This is a genomic window from bacterium, from assembly GCA_021108215.1.
GTDB lineage: Bacteria > Oederibacteriota > JAAXVQ01 > JAAXVQ01 > JAUVAV01 > JAIORK01.
The window spans coordinates 41340-66817 of sequence record JAIORK010000014.1; the positions used below are offsets into that span (position 1 = coordinate 41340).

The 25478-nt window shown below is 43.6% G+C and carries 7 protein-coding genes; all 7 read right to left on the reverse strand.

Annotation, left to right across the window (positions count from 1 at the left end):
* Positions 1-660 precede the first annotated feature (660 nt).
* The 7 genes from mtnA to K8S19_03040 all read right to left on the reverse strand — a co-directional run bounded on the left by mtnA (position 661) and on the right by K8S19_03040 (position 25407).
* Positions 661-1707: an S-methyl-5-thioribose-1-phosphate isomerase gene (gene mtnA / locus K8S19_03010; GenBank protein MCD4812645.1), complete on the reverse strand. Its 1047-nt coding sequence runs from the start codon at positions 1705-1707 to the stop codon at positions 661-663.
* An 18-nt stretch (positions 1708-1725) separates the two neighbouring features.
* Positions 1726-2544, reverse strand: a complete 819-nt coding sequence (locus tag K8S19_03015) for a purine-nucleoside phosphorylase (GenBank protein MCD4812646.1) — start codon at positions 2542-2544, stop codon at positions 1726-1728.
* Positions 2545-2567: 23 nt separating this feature from the next.
* Complete coding sequence (locus K8S19_03020) at positions 2568-2858, reverse strand: DUF167 domain-containing protein (protein ID MCD4812647.1); 291 nt, start codon at positions 2856-2858, stop codon at positions 2568-2570.
* Positions 2859-2861: 3 nt separating this feature from the next.
* Positions 2862-3170 carry a YggT family protein gene (locus K8S19_03025; GenBank protein ID MCD4812648.1) on the reverse strand — a complete coding sequence of 103 codons (309 nt, stop codon included), beginning with the start codon at positions 3168-3170 and terminating at the stop codon, positions 2862-2864.
* 3 nt (positions 3171-3173) lie between these two features.
* Complete coding sequence (gene proC, locus K8S19_03030; GenBank protein ID MCD4812649.1) at positions 3174-4001, reverse strand: pyrroline-5-carboxylate reductase; 828 nt, start codon at positions 3999-4001, stop codon at positions 3174-3176.
* A complete protein-coding gene (locus K8S19_03035; GenBank protein MCD4812650.1) occupies positions 3998-4708 on the reverse strand; it encodes a YggS family pyridoxal phosphate-dependent enzyme in 711 nt (236 codons plus the stop codon). Before K8S19_03035 ends, proC begins: the two co-directional genes overlap by 4 nt.
* A 380-nt stretch (positions 4709-5088) precedes the next feature.
* Entirely contained in the window at positions 5089-25407 is a 20319-nt protein-coding gene (locus K8S19_03040) for a hypothetical protein (GenBank protein MCD4812651.1), read from the reverse strand.
* Positions 25408-25478: the final 71 nt, after the last annotated feature.

The window sequence follows — 25478 nt, forward strand, 5'->3', positions numbered from 1 at the left end:
CAAGGAATCATGCTTTTAGAAGCACGTCCGGGCATTGTATCAAAAAAACAAATAAACACAAGGAAAAATTGTTTTTTTATGATTCGATTTTTGCAGCTTTCCCTAACGCGATATTCGAACTCCGGGGGATGTGTTTTTGCAGCTCGCGAAAGGCCCGCCGCTCACAAAATATTTTGCTCGATTTCGTAATAATTTACGGTATTTTCAGTAAATTTGGATAAATCGAGCAATAATAGAAAAGGCCTGCGCAGAGCGAAAAAAAACGCATCCCCGCCGGAGTTTAACTTAAATATGCAAAAATTATGTTTTAACGTATTTTTATGCATTTTTCAGTCGCTGCTGCAATCAGCGTTCCATCTTGCATAGGGGCAAGTCGTCGCCGCGTCCCGGCTGAAAATGCTGAAATAACAAGGATTTTGTTCACTTATGCGGGATGGTGAAGCCGCATCGTAAATCCAGCAGTCACCACATACTCCTGATGCAATTTCCAGAAATAATTGACAATCACCTCATCAAGTAAAAACGCGATAAAAATCCATAGGCTTATCCGTCATTCGCCGAACACGGTGCGCCGGACAAATACGCCGGGCAGGCTGCCCATTGTGTCGCGCCGGCACGCTAAAGCCGCCATGGACAACATTCCGAAAACCCTGAAAATTTTTATCCCAAATTAGAAAATAAATTCCTCAAATTTTGATCATAGGGAGCCCGAATTATTCCCAATTCCGTAATAATAGCACTCACATATTTCTGAGAGGTAACATCCGTTGCCGGGTAAATCGCTTTAACACCGGGTAGTGTAATCGGCTTCCCGTTCACCATAAGAATTTCTCCGGGTTTACGTTCTTCACTCGGGATCATTTCACCCGAGAATAAATTGCGATCAAAATTCGAGACCGTCGCTGCCACATAAAATGAAATACTATGATGATATGCCAGCATGGCCAATCCATAGGTGCCAATTTCTGCTGCAACATCGCCATTCATAGAGATTCGCTCAGCACCTGCCACAACAATATCAATCATACCCGTCTTCATGAGATGTGCGGCCATATTGTCCGTAATGAGCTGAAACGATACTCTGGCTTGTTTCAATTCCAACGCCGCTTGCCGTGCTCCCAGCAGAAGCGGGCGTGTTTCACAGACCAGCACATGAATATCCTCCCGCTTCGATGCGGCTGCAATCACCATGCCCAAAGCTGTTCCTCTGCCGGCCGAAGAAAGGGACCCCGTATTGCCGAACACCAAAATGGTATCACCATCACGAATCATATCCACACCCAGTTCGACAATCGCCTCCGTTGCTTTTTCATCTTCACGCAAAATCGCAATCGCTTCCCGCAGAAGAATCTCCCGCAGCGTCACCAGTTTATGATCACGATTACTTTTCGCACAGCGTTTCATCCGATCCAATGCCCACTGAATACTCATCGAGGTCGGCTGCGCTTTGGTGATCTGAGAACAAATTTTCTCAATCTGTTGGATCAACTTTTCATAGGTTTTAACCAGGGGTGGCAGTTTCACCCCTAAATAAACGGCAAACGCAGCCAAAACGCCGATGGCGTTGCTGCCCTGAATCTTGCGTTCCCGGATCATCTCGACAATTTGTGCCGGATTTTTGCACTGTATTTTCACAATCTTTCCGGGTAATTTGCTCTGGTCAACTGCTAGAAGCTTATGCTGTTTCCATTCAATTGCTTTAAGCATTCAGTTCCTCCTCGACGATTAAAGTTGGTGAATAATTTTCTTGACCAATCTGGTTAATTTAGGTTCAGCTGTCATGGCCGCCCGTATAATTTCTCGAATATTCGCGGGTCCTACCTGATCAGGAACACAGCGATCCGTGACCACTGCTATCCCCATGACTTTCATACCGGCATGACGTGCCACAATGACTTCCGGGACCGTTGACATACCGATACAATCCGCACCGATCACTTGAAGAAAGCGATATTCAGCAACTGTTTCCAAGTTGGGACCGGTCATTGCAGCATAGACCGCGCAATGAATCGGCATTTTGAGCCCGGTTGCCACCCGAACAGCCACTTTCCGCAATTCAGCATCATACGCATTAAATAAATCCGGAAACCGCGGGCCCAACCGATCATCGTTGGGTCCTACCAACGGTGTTTCACCCATTAAATTAATGTGATCTGTCAACAATGCCAAATCTCCAGGATAATAATCACGGTTGATGCCGCCACAGGCGGAAAATACAAAAAGCGTTTTTGCCCCCAAAGCCTTCATCACACGAACCGGAAACGTTATTTGTTTAAAATCATACCCTTCGTAGCGATGAAACCGCCCTTGCATGACCACAACATTTTTCCCCATTAATTTACCCATGATCAACATACCTTCGTGACTCTCAACAGTCGATAATGGAAAATGCGGTATTTTAGAATAAGGAATTTTCTTCGCTTGCTTGATGTCTTTGGCAAGCGCGCCCAAACCGGTTCCAAGGATAATCGCAATTTCAGGTTTGGTCTTCGTGACGGCGCGAACCGTTTTCACCGCTTCCTGAATTTGAGAATACAGCTGCATAACCCCTCCTCTATTTTGTTCTGCTATTTACGCATCAATTGCATCACCGTTTCTTTCGTAATACCCAAAACACGAACAACCTTCAGTCGCGCAAATTCACCCCGAATAATCGAAACCGCTTGTTTCGATACGCCCAGACACCGCGATAAATAATGAATACATTCCCGGTTGGCGGCACCGTCTTCCGGTTTTGCGGCAATCTTCAATTTAAGCGCCGACTCCCAAAGTCCGGTTATTTCCGTTTTTTTCGCCCCCGGCTGCACCTTGACTTCAAATGTAACTGCCTGACCCTGCTGCTTGACTTCCCAGGCCATTGCTTAACCAACCGGTGGTCGGTGCAGCATACCCCAGTAAATCAGCGCCCTAAAAATAAACGTCTTAATCAGGACAAGAAAAAACACGGTTAACCAGGGAGCAAAATCCATTTCCCGGTATACTGTCGGTACAGTGCGCCGCACAAGATTCACCGGCGGAAGCGCCAGTTTGGAAATCCAAATCAATATCAAACCACGCTGCTTATTCTTCGCAACGATCCAACAAAGTATAATATCCAAAAGAATCAGACCAATCCAAACGGAACCCATAAAATTAAATATTGAACCCATGGTTATTAGTAACTGTGCCACGTCCTAGTCCCCGCTCGTTTTGGGTTGTAATTCACGACTCCGCATTTTCGCCGCCAACAATGCCTGGGTAAAAATTTCAGAAAACCCATCTTCAGCCAAACGTGTCAAGGCCGCCTGAGTGGTCCCGCCTTTTGAGGTAACTGCTTCACGTAATTCAGCGGCAGACTGCCCGCTTTCTTTCAACATCCTGGCAGCACCAAATAGTGTCTGAACAGAAAGGAGTTCAGCTTCCGCAGCAGGGAGTCCCATTGTTTTTCCGGCAGCGATCATCATTTCACACATTTTAAACACATATGCAGGTCCCGAACCGGAAAGTGCGGTGACGGCATCCATCAACGGTTCCTCTATTTTGACGGCAATTCCAATCGATTCAAAAATTTCCAGTGCAAGTATTTCATCCGTCTCTGTCGCATGCTGTCCCAGACAAAATGCCGCAGCGCCTGCCAGAAAACGTGCCGGTGTATTCGGCATGACCCGCACCACCTTAATCATGCCACCGATCAATTTCTCGATATAGGTGGTTGGAATTCCTGCCGCAATACTAATCACCGTGTGTGCCGCAGGTGTCACTTCATCTTTGATTTCAGATAACAAATTTTCTATTTGCTGCGGTTTTACAGCCAAAACCAGGCCAGTGCAATCGGCCAGCATGGTTTTAGGATCAGGCGCTGACCGGATCCTGTGGGTCTTCACCATATGCGCCAAACGGATTTCATTGATATCGGTCACAATAATCTGATCCGGCATGCAGCTTTTCGTTTCCAACAGACCGCGTATAATCGCTTCCGCCATATTGCCCGCACCGATAAATCCAATCGTCTGTTGAATCACCCCTGGCCTCTTAACTCCGGCGTATGGAAAATACCTGTCCCCACCCGAACCATATTGGATCCTTCTTCTATCGCGACCTCAAAATCATGCGTCATTCCCATGGAAAGCCACTTCCAGTGCTCACCGATTTCCAGTTTATAATTTCCGAACAAATGCGACATTTGCCTGAAAAACGGACGGATCAACTCCGCATCATAAACATAAGGTGCCATGGCCATCAGCCCTTTAAGCAGCAAATTTTTTTTTTGAGCGACATAGTGTATCAGCTCACGAACCTCTTGAATTTCTATCCCGAATTTCTGCTCCTCTGCGCCAATATTAACTTCAACTAAAACGCTGATTTCCCTATCCAACTGCCGCGCAGACCGATCAAGTGCATCAGCAATACGTTTGGAATCCAGTGATTGAACCATATCAAAAATCGCAGCAGCCGATCTGGCTTTATTGGTCTGTAGGTGGCCAATCATGTGCCAGGTAATGGCAGGACCAAGTTGTGCAAACTTCTTTTTTGCTTCTTGGATCTTATTCTCACCAATATTTTGTATTCCGGAATCAATTGCAAATCGAATGTCTTGTAATGCAACATTTTTTGTGACTGCAACCAATTTAACTTCCTGCGGTGAGCGTGAAGATTTTTCAGCTGCAACCGCAATTCTATTGGTTATTTTTTGAATATTATTCTGAATTAACTTTTTTCTGGTTTCCATTTTTATGCATTATACTTCTAAATGATATATTTACAATAAAAATTGAAAAATATTATAAAATTATACTTTTTACAAAATAATTACAATATATAATGTGCTTATTTTAAAAACATTTTCTAACCAAGTCTTTAATTATGTCATTGAGTATAATTATTCTAAATAGTATTGATAAAATAGACATTCTAACTTCGTCAAATATTTACCTACAAACAGACCTGCTTCAGAACCAAATACTAACTTAATTTACCCTTGACTAATGAGGGAGCATTACAGTATTTCTCCTTTACTGATATCATAAAAGCCCGGTTGCACTAATACTTGCAACCGGGCTTTTATTTTCCTCGAAATATTTGTCTTGTGCCGACGCCGCGGCCTGCCGCTTATGCAGCACTCCCTGTAATCTTGAGTTTGGGTTGCTTGCCGGGAGCCACATTAATATTAATACCTACACCCAGACTCTTTAACCTCCGAATCAAACGCCCAATCTTATAATCATGCTTCAGCGCCTGAGGTTGTACTTCCGGCGTCATGGTGACCGAGAACTGATTATTGAATTTTTTTACGTGCATGTCGATGTCGAATTTCAAAAATCCAAGTACCTGGGTAATTTCACGTATGAGCTGAATTTTCATACCCTGATCAATCTCAGATTCCATAATCCGCACCAAATGCGAAAAAACTGCACGAATAGCTCGGGTTCGGTTGTTCTCAGAAATCATCTGTTTAGTGCCCTGAACTTTGAGTCCTTCAACTGCCAGCATAAACTGGTTGTTGTCCAATAATTGCATGGTCGATACACCTGCTGCCTGAGTCTGTTCCTGTTTGACCGAATCAAAAAATCCAAACCCAGCATTGCGGATCCTGCCAATCACTGCATTGGTTGGATTAATATTAAATGCGATCTGATCAGCCATGGCCCAACTCAGCAATCCCTGGAGTGCAATGGCCAGGCCAAAAATGGCAACCAACGCACCCACGACTGCCGGAATGGTAACCGACATCAATACCCCCGCAACAATACCACCAGCCAATATCAGGGCGGTGCCAAAACCAAACAGAATTTTTCCATAACGTGATATGGCTAAACGCGGATTTGGACCATCCAGTATTTTTTGTCCAATTTGCTTGCTCAAAACACGCTGCAACCAACTTGGATTCATCATTTTATTATAGCTGGCATAGGTCATGCCAAACTGTGCTTCAAAAGAGGTCTCCAAAATTTCCCTATCTGTCCGGATGGTTTCTTTACTCTCAATCTGTGCTGCCATTTTTTCCATGAGCGGCAAAGCTGTATTTTCCAACTCACCCATTGCCTGGTTGATCTCGACCAAGTCAGCTTCAACAAACTCACGCCCACCAAACATCCCTTTGAGATATTGATAGATATTGACTTTAGAAGATTTTTCGTTTTTGGTTTTCGTAAGCATGGCCCATCCGACCTCTGCGGCTTCGGCCTGTACAATTGTTTCCTTCAAAGACTCCCCATCTAAAATATACTGCTTGATAAATTCCACAACTGCATATTGTCCATATTCTTTGAAATAGGGATTCTGCTGCAGCTTAATTTCAAGCGCATTGTATTCAGTATCACTGAACATTGATGAAATTGCCATAATGGTTTGTGTAAAAAGTTGGTTCGAGAAGCGTTGATCCAAAAACCGGATGGACTCTCGGTCAATTCGAATTCTCGAACCCGAATGCTCCACAATATTCTCCGGTTGCGTAATGCTATCTGCACCCAGATCAATTGCATGGACGCTATCCAGCGCTTGTGGAATCAAACTAAAAACCGATGCCAAAAGATGCATATACCCATAATGGTGCGCCTGCTGATGTACATTCAACTGGATATGACCAAATCTGGATTCTTTGAGTAACTCAACCAGAGTATTCACCGCAGCAGAACCATCAGCAATCTTGCCGTCCATCTTCTGCTTCCATACTTCTACCAAAGACTTCTCAGCGTGTACTTGTGTAACAGACTGTTGCCCGGTTTGGCGTACGGTCCCCTTCACTTCCTGTTTCTGATGCTGAATGGTCACACGATTTTCATTCTCGCTTTTAGCGATCAAACCTTGCTCTGCAATAGTACCTACTGTTGCGGAGATTGCACTGACCATCCCCACCGGTCCTCCTAACAGGGCGCCAAGCAATACAGCCGTAAACACAGTTGAAACCAAACGACTGCCCAATGATGTCCAACGACCGCTCATTGCCTGCGCCTTCGCCTGCATCATACCTGGCATAAATCGGGTCGCCTGATTGAATAACGGCTGCAACACAGGGGTCAACATCAACCCACTGGCCAAGCCCAGTGTCGGTAATCCTGTGAATCCGAGCAAAGCAAATGCCGCCGCACCAATCAACAAAGTTGATGCCTGAGTGGGGACAAAATTCCCTTTGTTCACTTTTAATAGTGGCACAATAAACTTGGCTTGCTGCATGTGGCGCAGCGTATTGCCCCAGACTGTTTGTACCTTCTGTCTGAATCGAACTGCAGGAGATTGCATCGCCAATGTATCACGTGCTGCATTTTCTATTTTCTTTGACGTAATTTGAATCGCATTTTTGCTTACAATCAAGGCCAGCATCGCAGGACTCGCCTTCGTCCTGTCGAACTGATTGAAATACCGAATGACATTCAACTGCTGGGTTAAATACTGCTCCACTTCAGAAAAATTCATGGTCTGACCTTGGTAAATAAGAGTACTATTTTCCTTAAGTTCACCTGCTTTTTCACTTACGCGGACAATATTTTGCAATGCAATGTTAAAATCATTCCATTTCGCACCAAATTGACTGCTAATCTTAGTATTTTTCGATTTTCCAACAATTTCATTTTGAAAATAAATTGCATCACGTTCATCATCAATCGCGGCTTGCACCATGTTTGTGTCAATTTTCACATTGTTAACAGCTTCTGCCATCACCGCTTTAACCCGCGCCGTAGCTACCTCTCTCATCTGGGAAGCATACACATCAGCAGTCTGAATTTTCTGATAAATATCTGTTTTCAACATACTCATGGCATCATCAAAATTATCCGCCAGTGCCATACGACCTGCCAACAGATCTTCTTCCGCTTGCAATCTGGCTCCATCTGATAATTTATTTTGAGATAATAATACCATTGCCTCTTCATCCGCCCCCAAAACAATGGCTGCTCGCTGAGCAGACCTTTCGCCTGATTGAATCATCTTGTCATTATTTACCTTTTCGCGTGAAAGCTGCCATTCATTTCGCAATGCCTTCACTTCTTCTCGCGCGATTGTTTGATCAGGATTCCCAACACCTGCTTTCCTGTGGACAGCAATGCGACTGCTCAAACTTCTAGTCTGAACGCCCGCATTGTCCTGACTCAACACATCTTTCATCACATTGCGTCCAATCATGAGCAACTGCTTTACATCCTGACGATTCAATTCATCTTTTGCCTCAGTGAATACAGTCTCTTTTCCTTTGATCGCTATTTCTCCCCAGTTTTTCGCTTTGGTAGCGGCCCACTTGTATTTGATCGCATTGCCAACAGATTTCAAAAATAATCCGCCCACCTCAAGAATTGACAAAGGAGATTTCACAAGACGTCCCGTAAAATGCAGCGGATTGATCAAATCCAGCGCCACACGCCTCCATGCTTTGGATGCCTGTTCCGCGCTGCTTTTGAAAGTACTCACTGCGTATTCATTATTCAGTTTCGCTGCATCTTTACCACTCTCCAGTTTGAGTTCCAAATCCGCGCCTTGGGAATGATCATTCAACATACGCTTGACCGCTTTATCCATCACCCCTTCGGTCGATTTCCCGGCTGCATCCTGCAACGCGATTTTTAAGGGTTTGAGTACCATGGCATCCTGAAACACACTTTGGACTGTAAAGCGTTTAGATTCCGCCACCACTTCCAACTGCCGGAATTCACTATTGACTTTCAATGCTCCAGAGAGTATTTTTTGATTTTCTGCAATATTTTTCGTATTCATACTTTCCAAAATTTTATATGCTTTTACATCCTCGGCAAAACCGTCTTTCCATAATGACGAGACCTCAGCTTTTCGCCTCATCGCTTCCCTCAACGTGACTTCCATCGCTTTTGTATCCACATGAACGTAACGTGTTGTATCCCAGGTCCCGGTTTCACCACCTGGACGTCCGGTTCGATAGAGCAATTGCGTCAATAAATCCGAATGCAGTTCATGCGCGTTGCGAACAATCAAGGTCAAATTATCCTGATAATTTTTACCGGTTGCGGCTTTTTCGTTGATAATCGTAACGGTTCTTTGCTTCATTTTCGCAAACGCCTTGACATTTGCCACGATTGTTTGAACAGGTTCCTGGGTCATAAGTTCAATATAAACCAGGTCCTTGCTGACGTAACGTCCGCTTTTTTCCATTTCAGCCACAGTCATTTCCTTAAAATCGTATTCTCCGGTTTCTTTATTTTTCCCCATTGCGTCTCTTAGTTTTTCAGTCAATGCTTCTACACGGTTACCGCCTCGACGCACGTAATATCCCGCACCTGATGAATGCTGCACACCAATACCTGCAATATCATCACTAAATTCCGACTTCCTTAATTCCCCTTCCATTTTTCTTACCAATTCTTTTTGTGCAGCAGGATCACGCTCAAAAATCAATGTACTGTTCCTGGTTTTCCCGGTCACTGCATCAATCGCAAGTTTGAGTGTTTCTCCCAAGCTGGTTAAAACCTTGCCGCCGGTATATTTCACCTGCGCGTCCAAATTCAAACTGGAGGTACTAATTTCAGTTGTTCTTGATCCCAACTGGCTTTGCATCAATCCTCTGATACCGCCAACCGTCGCAGTACCACCCACAATCCGTAATCCTGAAATCCCATCATATGCTTTGGTAAGATTGGTCTGCATCTCTGTATAATTAACCCGAACATCTTCAAGCGGTGTACCGCCGTGTTTCCGGGATGCTGTAATCTGCCCAACAATATCATTGCTGATTTGATCCCTCTGGAGTGACCCATCTTCACTTACAGGTGCAATTTTACCTTTATCCGCCCCCATCTCTTTTATAACATCATACGAATTGAGCTGACTGCCTTTGCCTCGTTGACTAAACAGCGTCCGCATCACAGATGATATTTCACTCGGACGGAATTGTCGCAGTGTATTCAATGCCTTAAAATTGGCCTTGATGCCTATATTGGTGATCACAAAAATATTTTGATTCATGTATTCCCCGAGATTATATTTACCCGGCTTTTCGAGATAGGCGTCCTTGATCACAGTAAACTTACCCATCTGTATTTTTCCATTGCTTGTTTCGAGAAAATTTGTCACTTTATCATTAAATTCCGTAAATTCCTTCTTGCCGGAAATCTCATAATCAAATCCAAATTCCTTCAATACTTTATCCACCCGCCGTACCAGCCAGCGCTGTGGTGGACTCTGCCCGCCACCGATAATAGCCGAGGTTCTGCTGGTTGCCATGATATGCACCTCATCGGCTGCAACCAAATTCGCACGCATCATCGCTTTGCGAAGCGCTGCATTGCGCACTGCCGGATTACCAAGATGCGCCCGCTGAGTATGATCAAAGAGCACAACTTTATCCGAATTGTTGAGCGCTTCAATTAACTTATTATAATTACCGGTTTTATTTGCTTCGCCGGAAAGTTCATTCCCATTGACCAATTCAATACCAAACGCTTCTGCCAATTCTTTTTGCTCGATTCCGAGCTTACCCTCTTTATCAGTAATATATTTTTCAATGGCTGAGCTGTCCTCCAGCAGTAATTCATGGCGCAATTTATTGCCGGTCATGATCTTTGCCAGACCCGCAAACCCGATAAACCCAAAGGTTTTTCCGCCCCCTGCTTTGAGCGCGATATTGTTGCCAAACATTAATTCCGCGACCATCATCTTTTGTGAAACACGCAAAGGTGTTTCATATGCTGTCAATCGTTTCATCGCGGTTTGTAGATACGCAATACTAAATTGAGCAGCTTTTGCGCTTTCCATGTTACCTTTTAATTCTGTGTTTTGTAATTCCTCAAAGACCGAGAATATCTTTTTTCCGCCATTTTCTTGCAGAACAATTTCATCACGAGCTTGCTGTTCAGCCTGTTCACGAATTTCATTTTTTTCCAATAATTTTTTCTCTACATTTTTCGTCAACTCTCCAGTATTTTTCTCGACCAATTCCTTATACTTCCCACTGTCTAAACGGCCGGTATCTTTCATCTCCTTAAACAATTCATTGATTTTCGCATTTAATGCCGTATCAATTTTATTTTGAATCTTATTCAAATTATCTTCAAATCCCTTTCTTTCAGCAGCATACTTTTCGGCAATTGCCCTATAGGTTTCATTCCAGGCTTTATTGGCTTTGGCTGTGATTTGTGCCTCACCTAATTTTTCAAAGTGACTCCTTAAATTCCCAAGTTGGTTTTCAGACAAATGAATTTCTTTTGCTGCTTCCTTCGTCTCAAAAACAGCCTCATTTGCCATTTCAAAACTCAGTTTACCTTTATTATAACTTTCTATCGCTTGCGTTTCTGCTGCCAGTTTCAAAATCACTGCATCAATCATCAGCTCTGCGCTTTGTCGATCCACTTTGCTGTTTGCATTCAGATCATTCTTGTCGCTTTGCAAAATCGATTCAAGCACTTTTGTTCTGCCTTGCATAATCGTTTCCAAAGTAAATGCCATGAATTTTTCCAACTCTGGTTTCAAAACATGATCAAGTATATTAAGAACCGCTTTCATTTCATCAGTCTTTGGCGTGCTTCTCTCACCGGAACGCCTCCATCGTTGAACAATACTGCGAGTCACCAAATCACGCAAACGACTTCTTACCTTTGCAAACCAACTGGTATTGGCCGCAGGTCTGGTTTGCGCCGATTCACGTATTTTTTGAACAAAATCAGCATCATTTTGCATCATCTTGTCCAGTAGTACACGCCGTTGACGGCTCGTGCCAGCTTCATTAAACCTGGCAAACAATGCACGCGATTTTTGTGTTGCTTCAAGATACTGATTTGCCCGTTCTGCAAGTCCTTTTTGGCTATGTCTTTTTGAATTCCCAAGCGCTTCTGCCAATGTAATGATTTCTTTAGCTTTTTCACCTGTTTTGACTGCATCTTTTTCAACTGATTTTTCTTTGTCCCTGTTTTTTATTTCATTATGAATCCGTTCAGCAACTTGTCTGTGTGCTTCCGATTTGGCTGTGACAAGATCAGTGAATTGGTCAAGTGTGAGTTTATCAACTATTTTTTCACTATTTTTAAATTTACCTAAAGCTTTATGAATAGCATCTATAGCATCTTTGAGTTCACTTTTTCCCTTCAGTGTTGTTTCTAATTTATTCATCGCTTCATTCAAATCCTTTGTTTCCGTCTTAGATGATTTATCAGCTTCTGTGACGCCAAGTGTCGCAGAAAACATTTCACTGCTTTTCTGAATTCCTTCGCCCATATGAATGAGCCGCTCACTTTCCGAAGTGCTAATTTTAAATTGTTTTGATATGCCGTTCAGTAAATTTTTTCTTTGACGTTCCAAAGCATTCATTAATTTTTCCAACTTGGTTTTTTGTTGTTTCAGATCATTATAGTGTCTCTTTTCATTAATTTTAAAACCTGGTTTTTCCGTAAATTCGCTCATTTCCGTGCTAATTTCTTCTGATTCCTTCGCAAGACGTTCTAACTTGGCATCCAGTTCTTTGCCTGCCAAACAGTAATCTTTGCTTCCAAAAGTGTCGCGCATTTCTACCAGGAGTTCGCGAACTTTCAAACGCGCACGTAGCTTTGCAAGTGACCCTATTTTTTCGAATTGAACGCGCGCCTCTGCCTGTGCCAATTGCGTTGTGACATTGTTCAACTCCAGTGTTCCATCCGCATTTTTATTCTTCCCGCTCTGATGATTTTGGTTTCCTTCCGTTGCTGATTTTTCATTCAGCTCGCCATCACGGCGCTCTATTATCTTTTTATCGATCGCATCTTTAATCTTTGCAATCCCTTCCTGAACTTCATTGCTTTTCCCAAGTCTGCGCTTTAATTCATTTGTGATTTTTTTACCAAACTCAAGATTACGACCATTCTCGGTTGCAAGATCAGCTGCTTTCGCTAATTCTGAAAATGCTTCTTTAACACTTTTATTTTCCAAAACGCTTTTTAATTCTGAAGGCGTTAATTTCAGCGCTTCCAGGAATTGAACAGCCCCACGCCAATCTTTTGTGATCTTATCGGGCAAAAGTGTATCTCTACGTTCCAACGCGCGTTTACCCGTTGATTTCGTTTCCTCTTGAGCTCTTGGATAATTCCCTTCATGATCGCGTAGTTGTTTCGCCTTCTTCGTTTCACTTATTTTGGCATTGTCTGCTATTTCTACATATGCTTTATCCAATACCTTTGTTTGTAGATCTGGCGGTAATCGTTTCATCATTGTGCTGTCACGCGTTATGCTGGATGCCGGGACGCTATCCAACAAGATCTCCAAAGCTGTACGTCCACTCTGACTTTCCCCTTCTGATAAAACCTCGCGATCAGCTATATCAACAAGCTCATCATTTTTTTCTACTTGCTTCTTTGTGTCTTGAACCCCTGATTTTTCTGTACGCGCTGCGCCTTCAATTTCATGGCTTTTGACAAACTTGTCCCTCATGTTTTGTTTCTCAGCAGTGGTCATTTTTTCCATAGCTGATGCAATATCCATATTTTCCAGCATTCCGGATTCTTTCAATATTTTTGGATCAGAATTTCCAAGAAGTTTTGCGGCTGTTTTGGATTCCATCAGTTCACCGACTATTTTAGCAGCGTCGCCTTTTTCTTTTCCAAGCGCTTTAATAATATCTTTCACATTACCAGATGTTTTTCCACCAAACAACCGACCTAACAAGGATTTTTCTCCAAAAAACATACTATGTATCGCTTCAGGTGCCATGGTCGAAATCGTTCTTTCCAGACTTTTTACACCACTCTCTCCGAATTCTTTAATAACATCAAGTGCCTCACTGCCACCTTTTGCCAGTTGACCCTGCACTGCCGCTTTCGCAGCTTCTATCTTTTCATAATTTCTAAATATATCCTTTGCCTCATGCACTGTATGAGGCTGATTTTTCTTCAAAATCGCGACAGCATCCTGCTCATTACCTGTTTTGAGTGATTTTTCTCCAACTGCTTGTTCGCCAGCATTGGATGATGCTTTCACATCAGATAATGTTCTCAAATAGGTTGCTTTGTTTGACTTCAATGTCGAAAGTACTGTTTTGTAAACAGCCAAACGTTTTTCAGACCTGCTCAGCGAAGGATTCAGCGCCAATGTTTCCCGGACATGCATATCCAGTTTTGCCATATTAAGTTTTTCGCCTTTAATGCTATCAAAATTATGCACTTCACGCTTCGTTTCCAAATAATCAATTGCCTTTTGTTTCCATGTTCCCTTTTCAGATGCCAAACTTGTCTTATTTCCTGTCAAAAACTTAAGTCCAACTTTTGCAACACCGGACACTATTTTACTCATCACCCGATCAGAAAACGGAATTTTTCCTTCACAAATTTTGTTGATACGCATTCCTGCCATTTTGGCTCTTACAAACGTAATACCCGTCATATTCGCGACATATTTAACTCCGCCGGTCAATGTATGACCCGCGCTATGCACCCCTGCTAATGCAACTCTCCCTACATATTCAGAGCGCTTCATTTTGCCCCCGCGCATGCTGACAGCCGCTGATATAGAACCCATCAGTGGAATAACCCCAAGTGCCAACCATGTGGTGAGTACTGTTTTTCCTCCACCAAGTTCACCTGCCAAATAATTCAATCCGATCATCATGGCAAAACCACCGGTTTGTTGTTTAAACGATTTCCACTTAAACACACTCTTCAATGCGCCACCGCCGCCAAACACAAATGCCACCGCTGCTGCCGGATTGCTTTTAAATGTCTCCCAGATATGCTCATGAAAATGTGTCAGACTGAGCGCAGTTGCCTGCAATGGTTTGAAATCTCCTCGTGTAAAAACAGCCCCAACATCCAACGCCAAGCCAAACATAAATCCAATCGAAATTTCAGCTTGCACACCGAAAAAGGTATACGCCCCTGCAATGGATTTCCAGGCAATTTCTCCGAATTTTTGAACGGGATTATCCCAGCCGGAAAAGAAATCAATTGATGTGTTTGCAACAAAATTATCCAGCCGTCTTTGCTGGGTATATCCGGACATAGTTTTATACTTCAAACTGGCTTCATCAAAACCCAGCATATAACTCATTTTTGACAGGGTACCAAGTGCCAAGGTTGAAAAATCGCCTGGGAGCCAGTCAGCACTCGCTTGATGAATTGTGCCATTGATAGCATACGAAATACGTTGGTATAAACTATCCCCTCGTATTTCCATCCATTTCGCAAAATTCTCCCTAGTACCGGTGGCATGACCCTGACGCGCCATGAAGGAATCATTGTTATCAGGTGTAAAACCAGCAATCTTGCCAACAGTACCATCTTTCCCTACATCACGTATTATGGTTCCGGTTTCATTATCTATTTCACCCTGATAACTGAATTGTGCGGTTGTATGCGTGGGTTTATCTGCGCTCCCAAATTGCCCTAAACGATTCCCGGTCAGATAACCCGCAACACTCTTTATTAAGCCCGGTTTTTCAAGATTTGTTGTTGTGGTTGTCGTTAATTTCCCGGTTATTTTTTTTGATTCTTTTTCTATTCCAAATGCTTTATTAACGATCTCATTTCCTTTATTTATAAAATTATCATGTAGCTCCACCGCCTTTTGCCCAGTGGAAAAAGGGTTAATAAACCCCGCGCCCCAAGATAGAGCTCTCGTTATACTCGCCGCTACATTGCCGGCGGCACCAATTAAACCAGGTTCTTTATTTATAGTAATAGTATCTGTATGTTTTTTTGTTTGCGTCGTTGTTAATGATTTTTCACTCGCTTCAACATCAGTTACCCTTTCCGTTTCCACATCCATATACATAAATTCATTAAAAGCCGTATTATCTGACCATTCCATCCTGGATGTTCTTTCAATTCCCAAAGTTTTAACTGCGCCATCAGTATTTTTATACTTTATTTCCGTCATTTCCCCTTTGTCATTATAAGCAGCAACAAACTCTGTTTTATTAAATAGGCTGCTAACTTTTTGATTTTTTGCATTTTGTGGCATTCCTTTTTCGAGAGTTTCCAGAGCAGATGTTCCGGAAAGTTCTACTGCCAATTCTTTCCCTGTCATGGCTTTTTCGCCCTGCCAGGCAGTTATTTCGAAAACCGTCTGCTTTTCGATTTTTCTCGTTGTTTTCGAAAAACCACCATACATAAATAATTCACCGTCCGAAGATGATCGCTTTGAACGACTATAACTAACTTTCACCGATTTTTTTTCTCGTACTCCAGCACTCCAAATCCGGCCTTGCCTGTCTTTAAAAACAATCTGCTTTGGCGCATCGCCGGACAGATGTGAATCACTCAATATTGAAATGAGGGTTGATTCAAGATCAGCACCTTTATTTTTCATAAACGACTTAAGCTTTTCGATTTCTTGTTTCGAATTAAACGGATTATCCTTAGAGGCGGCCAATTCACCCAATGTCATCCTTTTTTCCAAAGTATGCTGATTGGCAAAGTTGCCCTTCCGAACCACGTTTTCTTTTTCTTTCTCCTTGCCGTCTCTCCATGTACTCGTCTGTGTACTGCCATTACGCTTCGTTTTCTCAACATAATTTTTCGGAGCACCGGCTTTGATTTTTTCATCAGGATTTGACGAATTTATCTGCTGCGCTTCTTCTTTCGAATAGCGTTCAGTCACAACAAGACTCTCATTTAAAACTTCTTTACCGGCATTTGTGTAGGTGGTCGTCCTCGTCTCTTTACCGTTTTCCATGGTAATGGTTGTTACTGACTTCGTGAAACTGATTGTTTCTTGATTTTCCCCTTTACCCCGTTGCGTCGAGTTTTTTCCATTCATCGTTATTGTACGCGTGTACTTATTGGGGTTTCCCTGCCCATCCCAATTTTTCACGTCCGTTTTATCCTGACGCGATGTTATTATTGCACCTACTTGTTTTCCTTCCGAATCCACCAGTTTTATTTCCGTCTTTGTACTATCACGATGACTCAATTTCCCATCATCATTCCACTGCATTGTATACTTATTGCTTATACATATTTCTTTGCCAATCGGGTTACCCTTGTCATCGTATTTATATTCCGTGACAACGGCATCAGTTCCTGTACGTTTTATCGCCGTTCCTCGATCATTGAAAAAAGTTGTGTAATCCACTTTACCTTTTTCGATACGCACAACTTTGTTCCCATTTATTTTCTCGTTTGTTATTGCGTTTTCACCGGTTATTGTTGTTAATTTTAGTTTGCCTTTTTCATATACAGAACGACTGGAAAAGTTCGATATCTTTGTACTACTACCATCTTCATTTTTTTGTTCCATTTGATTCATCGTTATTTTACGCGTATAACTTACCGGATTTCCATTTACATCAAACTTGCTGCCGATCTTTGCTGTGGTTATTACTGTTTGTACGCTTTTACCCTTCGCAATGAATTTGATCGAACTTACATGAATATTTTTTCCTTTTTTTATTTGAAGGGTTGTTGCTTTTTGATCAAACGCGACATTTCCTTGTGTTCCATTATAATTAAGAGTGATTGCTTTTGTAAACGCCAGAGGATTTCCATCTTTATCAAAATTATCATCACCTCTTTTATCAACATCAACGTGTATTTCAATTTTAGCGACTTCATCATTTTCATTTCCACTCAATAATCTAGTCGTATTACAACCACGTTGTCCCTTGTGCCCAACTGTTACAGATGTATCGTAAGATGCAAATTGATCTGTTGCGACCTCAATTTCTCCCGTAAGTCTGGTGGTCAATATCACTTTCTCGCCATCATTATTTTTGCCCGGCATGCTGATTATGACCGTACCGTCAGTTCCCTTGTTCTCATAAATCATAAACCGTCCGGAATCATTGGCAACAATCTGTTCCCTGGAATCCAGGCTGTTATTTTTTGCTGTTTCATTGGCATAACCCGTCCGACGGAGCTGTTCCGGCGTTCCCTGCGCCTGATAGTTTTGTCCATTTTCGCCCATAAACAAGGTTACTGCTGCGCCATGAATATTTTCGCCTGACATAGAATACGATATCGCCTTGTCTTTTTTTGATTCAACCATAGTATATGTGTTGTTTTTTCCAGCCTTGATTTTCTTGTCCGGTCCCATTTTCGTATTTGCCTTAAACATAGCACCTGTTGGCAATCCAATCTCAAAAAGTTGTTTCTTTGTCCCGGTAGCGCGGTAGGTGGTATCTACACCCTTTGCTGAAATCACCACATTGGTATGATTCTTCGTTTCACCGGAAAGCAACATATCGTCATTTTGTATAACCGTTGTGTAAAAACCATGCCCATCCATTTGAATCTGTTGATGCGTCGCAAGTGACTGATTATAAGTCGCAGCATCGGTTGGCCATACACCTTCAGCTTTCAACGTTTGCTTACTGCCGCGAACTTGGCGTAAATTCCAGCGAAAGGTTCCCGTGGTTGCATCAATCTCATAATTTTTGGTGGTCTGCAAAACAGGTTCACCCAACAGCGTACTCGCTGTCTCTATCTTACTCATCGCCCCATCAGCACCGGTCTGGTATAAAATATGCTTACGCATGATCGTATCGACTTTAACCGCTTGGCTACTCAACGTACCATTCTCGATTTTCGCAACACTGAAAACCATGGTTTCTGTAAAATCAAATTCTACGCCCTGCTGTGTGCCACCACCCGCAGATTCGCCACCAGCAGGTTTCAATAACGCACGACCTTCTTGGCTAAAATAGTATTCCTTTTTTGTATCATTGACGATCAAGCCAAACCCGTTGGCTGTCTTTTTCAACGTGTACCCTTCACCGCTATTGGCATTTAATGTAGCAAATGATTCAGGTGTCATCACGCCTTTGCTATCATAAGCAAACGTCACCTGAGCATCCTTGTATTGCACGGTGTATCCTGTTAACTTATTGTCATCATACATTGCGCGTGCTACCTGATTCCCGTTTTCAGTTGTTTTGGTGACAACAAACCTGGTCAGATCCGTTTTTGTCGAAAACAGCGATTTTTCATGCATAAACTGAACTACTGTTTGGTCTTTGTCCGCCAGATGCAATTCCTGTAAAACACCATCATATTTTGCAACATAACCAATTGACTCACCCTTGCTTTCAAACGTATTAGTGCCGGTTATATAATATTGATTTTTCGCAAGACCCTCCGGCGTTCCGACAATCGTGATTTTCCCCACTTCAGAAAGATTAAATATATACGCCGTCTTGCCGCGCACCTCCTGGCTGTTTTTCAGGCTAAACCCGGCAGCAAGCAGCGCCTCATCAGTCGCCAGTACCTGTTTGTCAGCAGTATACGTCCGACCATCTTTGACAATGGTTGCGCCTGAGCCATCCGGATTGATCTTGATATCAAAATTTCCTTTGATAGAATCAGCATAATGCACCGCCGATTTTTCAGCTTCGGTCTTTATGGGGGTCGCGGTTGCCGTATTGTCAGGTTGAATTACCAATTCATGCGGTTTACCGTTGATCATTGCCACCTTGGCGACAGGCGCATCACGATCAGTGGATAATAATTGGTCAACATTCGCAGTCTTGGCCTGGTCTCCCTGACCGATCTGAACCTTAAGCTGTGTGTTTTGCCCGGTCAAATTCATACACTCGCCATCTGCCTCAAAGGTCTGCTGGGTAACACCCTTTGAATCTTGCGTTATCATTTTTTGCGGTTGTAATTGACCTTGATCATCTTTCGCAAATTCCATACTTGTCGAAGATTCATCCGCGTTTATTTGCGTTAACTGAACCTTGCCATCCTTGGTTTTTTCCAGATTGGCATTGAGTATGGATGCTGTCTGGCTATCACCGTTTTTCATCCCGGCTGCCTCACCACTCACCTTGAAAGCCAGATCCTTCATCATCTCGCCTACCAATTCACCAAGTTCAGGCGCCAAACTGTTTTCAGGTAGATTTTGGTCTCCATTGAGTTGATTGGCCAAATTCTGAAGTTTCAAACCCATTGCTGCCATGTTGGCATCCACTTGATCCGGAGTAGTGTTTCTCAAAAAATCCCCGGCACTTTCCAATGCTTTTTGAATGTCCTGCGTCTGCCCGATATTATCCATACTGCTCAACATTTCAGCTGCTTTTAAATTAAATGCCGCTTTTTGTTGATCCGGCATATTGCTGCTATCTGCCAACTTCATCGCAGTTTTAACCGAGGAAACCGCCTCTTTCTGTGTTGCATCACCGTCTTGCAACTCTGCCAATTTCAAATTCATCTCCGGACTATTGCTCTGACTGACATGCTTGGCAATACCCTTTAAGGCTCCCGGATCAGAATTATTGGCATACATTCCCATTTCCGCTTTTGCCAAAGAAGCCATTGCTTCCTGATGCTGCTGTGTTCCAGTTGGTTGGGATTGCGCATATTTTTGAAGTATCTCAACTGCTTCTGTTCCCATGCGCCTGGTATCCGCTGTGGATAATGCCTCTCCCGCCGCATCCACAGCCACACCTTTGACAGCATTTTCCGCCAAGACCATGGCTTTCTGAACATCCCGAGGCAACGATTTAGTATCTACAGGCAATGCGGATGTCAATGCATGCTTTTCGCCATTGGCATCTCTAAACGTGGCCACACATTCGTCCTTAATCTTCGTTCCTTCTCCGCCTGCGCCGTTTTTATATTGGTAGACACCGCCTTCATTGCCATACCCGACCTTGGAGCCGTTGGGTATAAAAACCCGCTCTTTCCCTTTTATAAAAGTACCCTCTACACGGTAATCGCCGGTTTTGACAAATTTATTGTTGCTATCGAGTTTAACCTGAATTTGATTACCCTTGCTGTCCTCAACAATTTGTACTGCCGCGCCATTGTGTTCAAAGGAGACACCTTCCATTCCAATCACCTTTTGTTGTTCTCCAACTTTTGGCGGCGGTCGTTTGGCGGTTGCATGCTTGGCCGCCTCTGCCTTAGACTGGTTTGCTTTAACACCCTTGTTATCTAAACCAGCATCTACCGGTTTGCCTATTTTTTCACTTGCTGTCTCTATCAATTTCCCATCTGCAATTTTAAAGGTCTGCTCTAGTCTAATATTGCCGTTTTCATAGGTAGTCGCCTTTACCTCAAGCGGTTGTTCGGAAGCAGCACCTTTTCCAGGCTTGCTGTTATCGGCGAGTTGGGTATCAGCCTGCACGTCAGCAGATGTCTGTTGATCAAACATTTTGGTAACCTGTGTACCATCCGCACGTGTTGTTTGCGCCCCAATAAGTTGACCTGTATTGTCGAACACCTTCGTTAGCGCCTGTCCAGCCGGATTTTGTCCCTGTGAATAAGAATAATTGTTCCCGCTCGACATGGCACCGGCAGCCTCGAGTTGTTTTGCCAATTGCTGCACACCGCTGGGTTGTGTGGTTGCATTGCTGTTGGCAACCGCTTTAACCTTATCTGTGGCATTCGCCTTGGCATCACCTGTTGAAACAAAATCCGACCCGGCTGATTCAAGCAAACGGTTGTTGGTATCGGTATTATTTTCGACATTCTTGTTTTGAGTTTCTGCATTATTGGCAGTATTGGCACCACCGTCACCGCCATTGCCGCCTGCCGCACCGTCTCCAGTGGAGATGGCATCTCCCTGATCTTTGGGAACCACACCCTCCCGGCGCCGCACACCATCTAAATCATCGATCGAGACATTTTTGTTTGCCTGCTTCACCTCATTACGCTCCGGCTTGGGCTTTTTCGTATTTATTTCAACACGATTGTTTGAATCCTGCTGTTTGTCCAGTCCTTCTTTTGACTTAGCACTTATATCCTTCTGAACTTGCTCCTTGGGTGTCTTGATTGGTTGTGATTGCTTGGTCTCAGGTTTGGTAAACTTCGGTTTCTTGATTGGTATTTCTGTTTTAACTGTTTCGTTCTGTGCTTTCGTGTTGTCCTTCGCAGTACCTGTATATGCCGGTTTATTTGCTGTTTTCGGGCTCTCGGTCGCCTCTGAATTAACCTTGGTTTGCGAAATAGACGACGGTGTTACCATCCCCTGCTCATGCACACTACTTGCTTCACCAAAATCAAATGACAAACTTTCTCCAAGTGCCAATCCCGTAATCTGTTCAACCACTGGTGAAAGATTACTCTGCTGGGAAAGTGAAGGCGTCGCAAAATTTTCAGCACTGGTTGGAATCATAGGATTGTCACCCTGAGTTCCACCAGATCCGCCAAGCATGAATGAGGCCTCGGGTGCTCTGGTGGACATAGAGGGAGAGAGCGCGCCCAGACCATCACCATAGATGCCTGCCATATTCCCCTTTATTCCCGGCGTGATAATATTGCTCATCATATTTTTTAGAATATTTGTCAAAGGAGCCATGGGTGATCTATCAACTACAGAAGCGGATGCTGCAGACGTTCCTCTCGGCGTTCTATTTGTATTAATTACCTGAGGTATAACCTTATTAAGAAACGTACCAAAAGCATTCGCCATCTGCTGGACCTGAGCTGGTGCATATCCCTGGGCTTGCAGGACTGGTCCAACATAACTCGAATAAGCGGTTACCACAACATTGGCAACCGCCGACAATGCGAGGTCCGCAATAAACTTACCCAGGTCATTTGCGCCGGGATCTGTCATATACCCCACAACGCCGGAAACAACATTTCCAATCAAACTACCAAGTACCGCGACGAGTTCATCACTATATCCAGCATTTTTCAGGAGCTTGGTTGCCGCTACATTAATCCCGGTCAATACCAATGACTTGAATACCTCTGAATTCACTAACGCGCTCAAATCAAATCCGGACCCGGACATGCCGATTGATTCTTTCAAAGCATCCTGAAATCCTGTCTTAAACGCATCACCAAAACTTTCTGCACCAATCATATTCATCACACCGCTGGCAACCATCCCCGCGACCAGAGAAACCACGGTTGTTAATAGCGGATTGGCCTCCGGGAAATAATGAGCAAATGCAAGCATGATGACTTTGGTAACCACCGCTTTTGCGATAGCCTTCCACACGACTTTCGACAGTCCTTCCACTACCAAAGTTTTAAACAAAGCCGTTATTGATTTTGTGGCATTCATAAGGGCCACTATTGCCTTCGCTGAAAGTTGCACTGTACTTTTGGCTAAATTGTTAAGAGCTGCTGCCCATCCACCCAGGACCGCGGTAAGAATACTCAACACCATAGCCAATGCGGGCGGCAGCGGCACGAAAGTAACAATGAACTCAATAATAATTATAATTACTTTTAATAGTGTTAAACCAACGCCACACGTAAAATAAGTTATAACAACCATGACAACAAACGTTAATATTTTACCAATCGGTGATGCCATAAATTTGGAACAACCACTTGCCCCTTTGCCGCCCTTTTCCTCCGGCGGATCGTGATGGATATGATGGGTCGAGAGCGCTTCAGCTGTGGATTGAAACGTGTTTGATGGATCAGAATAATTGGGCCATGCCGGCGTATTGCCCTGACTAATATTTACATTGGGAAGGGGAGGAATTTGATGATTATTACCATTGAGTGCAGCAGCTGCTATTTTCACAAAATCCACAATATTGCTCGGCGGTCCGGTACTGGACTGCGGCATGGCGCCGTTGACTGTAGGATTAAAACTTATGGTCATCTGCAAATTCATATCAATACTTTGCAGTGGCGCGGTCTGGGCAACACCAATCTGCGGCGGAACATCTGTATGCACTTTCGTAATCGTTGGTGATGTGATAAAAGACGGCGAAGTCGTACCCGGCGATTGCGGACCAAAAATCAACTGACTGCCCTGTATCAAATTCTGTTTAAGATCCGTGACCACCCTGGCCGCTGGATTGTTCACCAAAACGCCACCGGTCAATGGTGCTGTCGATGCCATCATTGGGTCGTTGGGCGTCAAAACATCCTCGGTAAAAAGCAGGTTGCTATCATCCGTGACTGTACTGGCATGAATTTCATCATCTACATCTTCCAGATCTATCATCTCACCGGGTCCAACCATACTCGTTTCAAGATCTGTATCCATTTCCAGCTTGGAATTATGTACTGCCACAACCTCTTCCACCTGACCAATTTCTGAGAAGCTGACTATCTCCGATTGACTGTCCTCTTCTGTATATTCTTTCAATATAAGTGAAACATCAATATCGTCATCATCAAATGTCTCTGTTTCCGATATCTCGGATTGGTAAAGCGCATCCACTTGAAGCGTTTCCTCCCCCGGCAGGTCAGCTTGTGTCTCTTCGATCATTGTTTCAACATCAAGCTGAACAACATCGTCTTGTTCCGGCTTGGAATCTTCCGACACAAGATCTTCAACCTCTGCCGAGACATCAGGTTCATTACTCTCATGCTCCGTGATTAAAACCGTTTCCGGATCAGTTTCCGGATTTTCAGATTCACTGCCTGACTCACCCTTATCCTCTTTGATCACTGTTTTCACCATGCTCCAAAAACCACCTTCGTCATCTTCGGCAGATTTTTTTTCATCCGGCGAAACATAATCCTCTTCAGCATCCCTCTCCTGGTCAGCAACAACAGTTTCGCTTTCTGAAGGTTGCTCCGTGATTACTTTCTCATCCTCCACAGTACTCACGCTTTCAGGCTGCTCGGTTTGAGCGATTTCTACTGTTTCATTTTTCAAGCTATCGCCTGTAACAAGCGCAACAAATTTATCAATCAAATTAGTTTCATCAGCCGGTTCTTCACCCGTCTGATTATCCGACCTCTCCGTATCAACCAACAATATTTGATCCTGATTTTCATTGTTTTGTCCCGGATCTTCTGCTTGAATTTGAACTGTATCCGGATTTTCTGCGTCCTCAACTTGATTCATATCCGATACGGATTGGTCCATTGTTTCCGGCTGGTTGTCGACAGCTTCTACAATTCCACTAATCTCCGTCTCGCCTTCCGGCACCTTGGCGATATTCTCCGTATCACTATTCCCCGTATCTGTTTCATTTACCGCTGCAGCGGGAATCGGCAGCCTATCAATCCCGGTATCTTCAATTTCCAACAAAGCGACATCGGGTTTCATTTCCAGGCTCAAGCTCACCGGCCCCTGACTCGCATCCACCACATCCATCATGGCGGCCGGATCCATGGCAGGTGCTACATCCGTTTCTCCCTCAGATGTAGGCTGGCTGATCCCTGCGGGACTTTCGGTTTCCGACAGCATATTGTTGACTATGGCATCAAGGCTGAAAGAAGATGTTGCGCGTTCGGCCAAAGTTGTGAGCGAAACCGTATCAAGCAGGTTCCCATACTCGGATTTCAAAACATTTAATGAGGTGGTGCTGATTTTAGCACCCGGGTCTTCTGCAGCTTGTGACCCGGTCCGAAGATCAAGAAAAGCGTCGGGTATGTTATTCTCAATACTACTACCCGTAAACTGGCTGTCACGATTAGTTTCCAGTTTGTTAGCACGTGATTCTGATGCCTGATAAGAATAATCAAAAGCATGGGCTAAAATCACATCCAACCCTGTCATGGTCAAAACAAATACTATGGCCAATAAAAACGAAATCGTTCTTCGATAATTCTGCCGAACTAAGCGTTCCGCATCGCGTGCTATTTTTAAAATGGTTTTTTGAAAGCCTGAATAAGCAGACATATTGCGCACCCCATGGAATAACATTAAATAAACCCCTATAGTCTAAACCAACCAACTCCATCCAATCCCTAATAACCAAAAAACCGTATGACACA

What these genes read in the sequence shown, in the direction of transcription:
- mtnA (MCD4812645.1), bottom strand. Translation starts at nt 1,707, where the DNA reads ATGCTTAAAGCAATTGAATGGAAACAGCATAAGCTTCTAGCAGTTGAC.
- K8S19_03015 (MCD4812646.1), bottom strand. Translation starts at nt 2,544, where the DNA reads ATGCAGCTGTATTCTCAAATTCAGGAAGCGGTGAAAACGGTTCGCGCC.
- K8S19_03020 (MCD4812647.1), bottom strand. Translation starts at nt 2,858, where the DNA reads ATGGCCTGGGAAGTCAAGCAGCAGGGTCAGGCAGTTACATTTGAAGTC.
- K8S19_03035 (MCD4812650.1), bottom strand. Translation starts at nt 4,708, where the DNA reads ATGGAAACCAGAAAAAAGTTAATTCAGAATAATATTCAAAAAATAACC.
- K8S19_03040 (MCD4812651.1), bottom strand. Translation starts at nt 25,407, where the DNA reads ATGTTATTCCATGGGGTGCGCAATATGTCTGCTTATTCAGGCTTTCAA.